Genomic DNA, 7,384 nt, shown 5'->3' with positions numbered 1-7,384 from the left:
TGCGCAAGGCCTATGCGATTGCCGTGAAGCAGGACCGCTACGCCGCGGTCGGCGTCGCCAAGGAAAAGGTGATGGCGCACTTCTTCCCGGAAGGGCAGGAGCCGAAATACGACAAGCTCCGCGTCGCCGACGTGTTCAAGGAGCTGGAAGCCAAGATCGTCCGCTGGAACATTCTCGACACCGGCCGCCGCATCGACGGCCGAGACGTCAAGACGGTGCGCAACATCGTCGCCGAGGTCGGTGTACTTCCCCGCGCGCATGGCTCGGCGCTGTTCACCCGCGGCGAGACCCAGGCGATGGTCGTGACCACGCTCGGCACCGGCGAAGACGAGCAGTACATCGACGCGCTGTCGGGAACGTACAAAGAGACGTTCCTGCTGCACTACAACTTCCCGCCCTACTCGGTCGGCGAGACCGGCCGCCTCGGCGGCACCAAGCGTCGCGAAATCGGCCACGGCAAGCTCGCCTGGCGCGCGATCCACCCGGTTCTGCCGCCGCACCACGAATTCCCCTACACGGTGCGCGTGGTTTCCGAGATCACCGAATCCAACGGTTCGTCCTCGATGGCTTCGGTCTGCGGCGCCTCGCTGGCGTTGATGGATGCCGGCGTGCCGTTGAAGCGGCCGACCGCGGGCATCGCGATGGGTCTGATCCTCGAAGACAAGCGCTATGCGGTGCTCTCTGACATCCTCGGCGACGAGGACCATCTCGGCGACATGGATTTCAAGGTCGCCGGAACCGATCAGGGCATCACCTCGCTGCAGATGGACATCAAGATCGAGGGCATCACCGAAGAGATCATGCGGGTTGCGCTCGGCCAGGCCAAGGAAGGCCGCATCCACATCCTGGGCGAGATGGCCAAGGCGCTGACCGCGGCCCGGGCCGAACTCGGCGAATACGCCCCACGCATCGAGACCTTCAAGATTCCGACCGACAAGATCCGCGAAGTGATCGGCACCGGCGGCAAGGTGATCCGCGAAATCGTGGAAAAGACCGGCGCCAAGATCAATATCGAGGACGACGGCACCGTGAAGGTCGCCTCCAACGACGGCGAGGCGATGAAGGCCGCGATCAAGTGGATCAAGTCGATCACTTCGGAGCCCGAAGTCGGCCAGATCTACGAGGGCACCGTGGTCAAGGTGATGGAGTTCGGCGCGTTCGTGAACTTCTTCGGCGCCAAAGACGGTCTGGTCCATATCAGCCAGCTCGCCGCCAATCGCGTGCAGAAGACCTCCGACGTCGTCAAGGAGGGCGACAAGGTCAAGGTCAAGCTGCTCGGCTTCGATGACCGCGGCAAGACGCGGCTGTCGATGAAGGCGGTCGACCAGACCACCGGTGAGGACCTCGAGGCCAAGCCGAAGGCCGAGAAGGCAGAGGCCGCCCCGGCCGAAGCCGGCGAGTAGGGCTGAAAGCAACACGGAATAAAAAAAGGGCGGCTTTTCAGCCGCCCTTTTGTTTGCTGCACGCCTTGATTAGCCCGCGATATCGAAGCGATCGGCGTTCATCACCTTGTTCCAGGCCGCGACGAAATCCCTGGCGAATTTCTCCTTGGAGTCCGCGCAGGCATAGACTTCGGCAAAAGCCCGCAGCTGCGAGTGCGACCCGAAGATCAGGTCGACGCGCGTCGCGGTCCACTTCTGCGCCTTGGTCTTGCGATCATGGCCGACATAGGTGCCGTCGGCAGCCGGCTGCCAGACGGTCGCCATGTCGAGCAGGTTGACGAAGAAGTCGTTCGAAAGCGTGCCCGGCTTCTGCGTGAAGACGCCGTGCTTCGAGTTGCCGGGGTTGGCGCCGAGCACGCGCAGGCCGCCGACCAGCACCGTCATCTCCGGCCCGGTCAACCGCAAGAGCTGCGCCCGGTCCACCAACGCCTCCTCCGGCGCCATGAACTGATGTTTCTTGCTGTTGATGTAGTTGCGGAAGCCGTCGGCGCGCGGCTCGAGCGGAGCAAAGGACTCGACATCGGTCTGGTCCTGCGACGCATCGGCCCGGCCCGGCGTGAACGGCACCTTGACGTCGATGCCGGCATCCTTGGCGGCCTTCTCGATCGCCGCAGCGCCGCCGAGGACGATCAGATCGGCGAGCGAGACCTTCTTGCCGAACTCCTTCTGGATCGCCTCGAGCTTGCCCAGCACCGTCTTGAGCTCAGCCGGCTGGTTGACTTCCCAGTCCTTCTGCGGGCTGAGGCGGATGCGCGCGCCGTTGGCGCCGCCGCGCTTGTCCGAGCCGCGGAAGGTCGAAGCCGACGCCCAGGCGGTCGAGACGAGCTGCGACACGGTCAGGCCGGAGGCGAGAATCTTCGTCTTCAGCGCGGCAATGTCGGCCTCGCCGATCAGGGGATGATCAACGGGTGGAATCGGGTCCTGCCAGATCAGCGTTTCCTTCGGCACCAGCGCGCCGAGATAGCGCGCACGCGGCCCTATATCGCGGTGGGTCAGCTTGAACCAGGCCCGCGCGAAGGCATCGGCGAACTGGTCGGGGTGCTGATGAAAGCGCCGCGAGATCTTCTCATAGGCCGGGTCAAAGCGCAGCGACAGGTCGGTGGTGAGCATGGTCGGGACATGCTTCTTCGACTTGTCGTAGGCATCGGGAATCGTGGCTTCGGCGTTCTTCGCCTTCCACTGCTTGGCGCCGGCCGGGCTCTTGGTCAGCTCCCATTCGTATTTGAACAGGTTGTCGAAGAACGCGTTGCTCCATTTGGTTGGCGTCTGGGTCCAGGTGACTTCCGGACCGCCAGTGATGGCGTCGGCGCCGACACCCGTGCCGTACTTGCTCTTCCAGCCGAGGCCCTGATCCTCGAGCGCACCGCCTTCCGGATCGGCACCAACCAGCGACGGATCGCCCGCGCCGTGAGTCTTGCCGAAGGAATGGCCGCCGGCGATCAGTGCGACAGTCTCTTCGTCATTCATCGCCATGCGGAAGAAGGTTTCGCGGATGTCCTTGGCCGCCGCGACGGGGTCCGGATTGCCATTCGGCCCTTCCGGGTTGACGTAGATCAGGCCCATCTGCACCGCGCCGAGCGGTTCGGCAAGCTGGCGCTCGCCGCTATAGCGTTCATCGCCGAGCCAGGTGCCTTCGGGACCCCAGTAGAGCTCCTCGGGCTCCCAAACGTCGGCGCGGCCGCCAGCAAAACCGAAGGTCTTGAAGCCCATCGATTCCAGCGCAACGTTGCCGGCGAGAATCATCAGGTCGGCCCAGGAAATCTTGCGGCCGTATTTCTGCTTGATCGGCCACAGCAGCCGGCGCGCCTTGTCGAGGTTGGCGTTGTCAGGCCAGCTGTTGAGCGGTGCAAAGCGCTGCTGTCCGGCGCCGGCGCCACCGCGGCCGTCGGTGATGCGGTAGGTGCCGGCAGAATGCCAGGCCATGCGGATCATCAACCCGCCATAGTGACCGAAGTCGGCCGGCCACCACTCCTGCGATTGCGTCATCAACGCGGTGAGGTCCTTGACCACGGCGTTAAGGTCGAGCGTCTTGAACTCCTTGGCGTAGTCGAACGCCGTGCCCATCGGATCGGACAGGGTCGAGTTACGGTGGAGCACTGAGATGTCAAGGGTGTCCGGCCACCAGTCGCGGTTGGTGCGCGCGCGTGATCCGCCCGTAAACGGGCACTTTGCTTGGTCGTCCATGATCGTCTCCTCTTGTGGGGCCGGGAGTTCCACCCTTCGGGGGGCTGGCTTTAGGAGCGCGCAATCTACGCAACCCTTTTCATCAGGTAAAATAGAGAATAATGATGACACCGATAGGATAATCTGATGATCCGCCCCCTCCGCGACTGAACACCATGATCAACGTCACGCTGCGGCAGCTCCGCTATTTCGACGCCCTGGCGCGCCACGGCCATTTCGGACGGGCGGCGGAGGCCTGCTCGATCTCTCAGCCGGCGCTCTCGATGCAGATCAAGGAGATGGAGGAAGCGCTCGGCGGCGTCCTGCTGGAACGAAGCGCGCGGCAGATCGCGCTGACCACATTCGGCGAAGAGCTGCTTCAGCGTGTCCGCGAGATCCTGCGCTCGGTCGACGAGCTCGGTGATTTCGCCCGCGCCTCGCGCGACCGCCTCGCCGGTCGCCTGCGCGTCGGCATGATCCCGACCATCGCGCCCTATCTTTTGCCGAAGGTGATCGAAAATCTGGCACGGCTTCATCCCGAACTTGACCTTCACGTCCGCGAGACGCTGACCCCGAGGCTGATCAAGGAAGTCGCAGAGGGAAGACTTGATACCGCGATCGTCGCGCTACCGGTTTCGGAGCCGTCACTGACCGAAATTGCCCTGTTCAGGGAAAACTTCCTGCTAGTCAGACCCGGCGAGCAGAGGAACACGCCGGTGCCCAGCCGGGAAATGCTGCGCGAGATGAAACTGTTGTTGCTCGAGGAGGGACACTGTTTCCGCGACCAGGCGCTGTCTTTCTGCAACATGCAGAGTGCACCGCCGCGCGAAGTGCTGGACGCAAGCTCGCTGTCGACGCTGGTCCAGATGGTGGGCGCGGGCATCGGCGTGACGCTCATTCCCGAAATGGCCGTGGAAGTCGAGACCCGCTCAGCATCCGTGTCGGTGGCGCGTTTCAAAAATCCGCAACCGTCGCGCACCATCGGCATGGTCTGGCGCAAGAGCAACCCCCTGGCCCGGCAACTGCAACAGATCTCCGAAGCCGTGTGCCTGTCGGCGGGCAAGACGCGTCAAGCGCCGGCAAGCGAAGTGTCGCTCCGCGGCGTCAAGGCATAAGCGATGACGACATCGCCTGCCGTCGTTCGCCCGGCCCGTCCAGATGAATACGACGAAGTCGCCCGCGTCTGGATGGAGAGCTGGGTGTCGACCGGCCTCGACACCGCGAGCGACGAGCTACTGGCAAGGCTTCGCGCGCGCGTGCACCGGGAAGTCGGGGACGGCTGGAGCCTGTTTGTCGCCGAGGATGGCGCCAGACTGGCGGCGATGCTCGCGATCCATCTGCCGAAAAAATATCTGGATATGCTGTTCGTTGCGCCCGACTACCAGGGCCGTTCGGTCGGCCGGCAGCTCCTCGCCTTTACGCGAAGACTTTTGCCGGACGAAATCTGGCTGCGCTGCGTGCGCGAAAACGAAAAGGCCTGGCGCTGGTATGAGCGCGAAGGTTTTCTATTCGAGCGCGAAGCGCTTGAGCCCGCGATCGGGCGGATGATGAAATATTATCGCTGGAAGAGAGCCGACTAAATCGATCCCGCGCCTTGCTAGAACGGCGCTCGCGCTCTAGTTTTCGACTATCGCTTTTTCAACTTGCATCTCACCGGCCATTCCCCTCCCATGTTGCGTTCGTTCATCGCCATCTGCGTTCTCCTCGCCTATCTCGTGGCTCCCGCGTGGGGTCAGTCTCCCACCGCCCCCGCACCGACGCCTGCTGCGAAGAAAGTCGCGCCGAAGGCGAAAGCCACGGCAAAGCCTACGGCCGTCTCAACGGAGAGCGGACCGTGTCAGATCGGGGTCATTCCCGCGATCGGCGACAAGTTCTTTGTCAAGCACATCGGGCTTACGGTATTCGGCAACGAACTCACGGAAGCACCAATCGAATCCTGGGGCCTCGATGACCTGGTTGTCGCACGGGTTCGTGCCGCCGCCGGCGGTCTTTCGACCAAGCGGATCCCCTATGCCAAAGGCGCGTTCGACCCCTTCTATCATCCTCCGAGAGAGCTGTTCCGCGATGCGAGCCACGATCTCGTCGACGTCGTCCGGCGGGTCGCCGCGAATGCCAATTGCGAGCGATATCTCGTTGTGACGCGGTTCACCGGGCAGGTCGCCGGAACCAATCAAGCGGCTGAAGGTGTCGGCGTTCTGACGAATTGGTCTTCCGGCGCATTCAAGACAGCCTCGTTGTTCGCCTTTTTCAGAGTCACCGTGTTCGACGGCAAGACATTTGAAAAATACGATGACGCCATCGGTCTGGGAACGAGGCTTGCAGCAAGCCTCACCAACCTCGTGAAAGATGAGAATTTCACACCGCTCAAGGACTTCGAACTACCCTCGGAACCCGAAGCGGTAGCCGGCAATATTCGCCTGCGAGACGGCGCGCGGGCGATGCTTACCGCGAAGCTTGACAAATATCTGCCTGCTTACATTGCTAGTGGCAACGCACAATAGTCCACTCTGCCCGCAATGAATCGCGCCGTGGAAGGAAACGCCATGATGAAGCTCTATTGGTCGCCGAAGTCGCGGTCGTTTTCCGCGCTCTGGCTGATGGAAGAAACCGGACAGCCCTATGAGCGCGTGCTGACCGACATTTCGAAGGGCGCGCAGAAGACACCGGAATATCTCGCCATCAATCCGATGGGCAAGGTGCCGGCGATCCAAGACGGCGATACGACGCTCGCCGAAGCCGCCGCGATCTGCGCCTATGTCGCCGAGCGCTACCCGCAAGCGAAGCTGGCGCCGCCAGTCGGCGATCCACTGCGCGCGAAATATTACTACTGGCTGTTCTTCGGACCGGGCTGCATGGAGCCGGCGATGGTGCAGGTTGCGACCAAGCTCGAAATGAATCCGGTCGCCGCTGGCTGGGGTGATCCGCAGCGCGTCTATGACGTTCTCGACGCCGCGCTTCAAAAAGGACCATGGATTCTCGGCGAGACGTTTTCCGCAGCCGACATCGTGATCGGGTCAGGACTGAACTTCGCGGTGCGGCTGTTCAAGATGCTGCCGACGCGCCCGTCTTTCGATCGCTATCTCGACGCCTGCGCGGCGCGGCCGGCGTTTCAGCGCGCGGCCACGCTGGTCATGGGATGAAGAGCACAACCAGATCTGGTCTGACTTACTCTCGTTTGTTGTTTGACGCGTTTTCTTGACGCGAACCGGGATCCACCTGTCTCCGCCAAGGCTACGCCGGGTGACGAGCGCACTCGGCCGCCGAAGCTTTAGCGAAGACGGCTTCGCTCGAAAACGCTTTAGACCGGGACGACGCGGGGGTCGACGTCCTGCGCATAGTTGACGCCGTCGATGCCAAATCCGAACAGGCGAAGGAACTGGCTCTTGTATTCGGCAAGGTCCGCCAGTTCGCCGAGCGTTTCGGTGGAAAGCAGAGGCCAGCGGCGAAGCACCTCGGCCTGAACTTCCGGCGACAGTTCCCAGTCGTCGACACGGAGACGTTTTTCGTCGTCGAGTTCGGCATCGGCGCCGAGGCGTGTGCGGAACAGGCGATCGATCTGCTCGATGCAGCCTTCGTGCAAGCCGAGCTGCTTCATCACCTTGAACAATACCGTGCCATAGAGCGGCACGACCGGAATCGCTGAACTCGCCTGCGTCACCACGGCTTTCAGCGCCACCACGCGGGCCGCGTCAGCGCCGAGCCGGCTGCGGATCGCTTCCGCCTTGCGATCGAGATCGACCTTGGCGCGACCGAGCGTACCCTTCCAGTAAATCGGCCAG

General features: G+C 62.8%; 6 protein-coding genes and 1 pseudogene. 5 read left to right on the top strand and 2 right to left on the bottom strand.

Features of this window, described 5'->3' with window-relative positions; translation table 11 throughout:
* On the top strand, positions 1-1,403 hold a 1,403-nt coding region (gene pnp / locus VFL62_RS00980; protein ID WP_325170511.1), incomplete at its 5' end, for a polyribonucleotide nucleotidyltransferase.
* A 69-nt stretch (positions 1,404-1,472) separates the two neighbouring features.
* On the opposite strand, the gene katG is transcribed toward pnp, so the two are convergent.
* Positions 1,473-3,626 (bottom strand): catalase/peroxidase HPI, encoded by a 2,154-nt coding sequence (gene katG, locus VFL62_RS00975; RefSeq protein WP_325170510.1) that lies wholly within the window; start codon positions 3,624-3,626, stop codon positions 1,473-1,475.
* A gap of 155 nt (positions 3,627-3,781) precedes the next feature.
* Between katG and VFL62_RS00970 the strand changes: the two genes are divergently transcribed.
* From VFL62_RS00970 to VFL62_RS00955, 4 genes are all read left to right on the top strand, one after another.
* Positions 3,782-4,720, top strand: a complete 939-nt coding sequence (locus VFL62_RS00970) for a hydrogen peroxide-inducible genes activator (protein WP_325170509.1) — start codon at positions 3,782-3,784, stop codon at positions 4,718-4,720.
* A gap of 3 nt (positions 4,721-4,723) precedes the next feature.
* Positions 4,724-5,185 (top strand): GNAT family N-acetyltransferase, encoded by a 462-nt coding sequence (locus tag VFL62_RS00965; protein ID WP_325170508.1) that lies wholly within the window; start codon positions 4,724-4,726, stop codon positions 5,183-5,185.
* A 63-nt stretch (positions 5,186-5,248) separates the two neighbouring features.
* The gene (locus VFL62_RS00960; protein ID WP_325170507.1) at positions 5,249-6,106 is read left to right on the top strand and encodes a hypothetical protein; all 858 of its coding nucleotides are present in this window, start codon (positions 5,249-5,251) and stop codon (positions 6,104-6,106) included.
* Between the two features lie 42 nt (positions 6,107-6,148).
* The gene (locus tag VFL62_RS00955) at positions 6,149-6,745 is read left to right on the top strand and encodes a glutathione S-transferase family protein (protein WP_325170506.1); all 597 of its coding nucleotides are present in this window, start codon (positions 6,149-6,151) and stop codon (positions 6,743-6,745) included.
* Between the two features lie 158 nt (positions 6,746-6,903).
* Here VFL62_RS00955 and VFL62_RS00950 read toward each other — a convergent pair.
* Positions 6,904-7,384: pseudogene (locus VFL62_RS00950) on the bottom strand (bifunctional NADH-specific enoyl-ACP reductase/trans-2-enoyl-CoA reductase); the annotation flags it as partial.

This window comes from Bradyrhizobium sp. (genome assembly GCF_035701725.1).
Lineage (GTDB): Bacteria > Pseudomonadota > Alphaproteobacteria > Rhizobiales > Xanthobacteraceae > Bradyrhizobium.
Note: the sequence above shows the minus strand (reverse complement) of the source record. Positions and strands in the feature narration are given on the sequence as shown.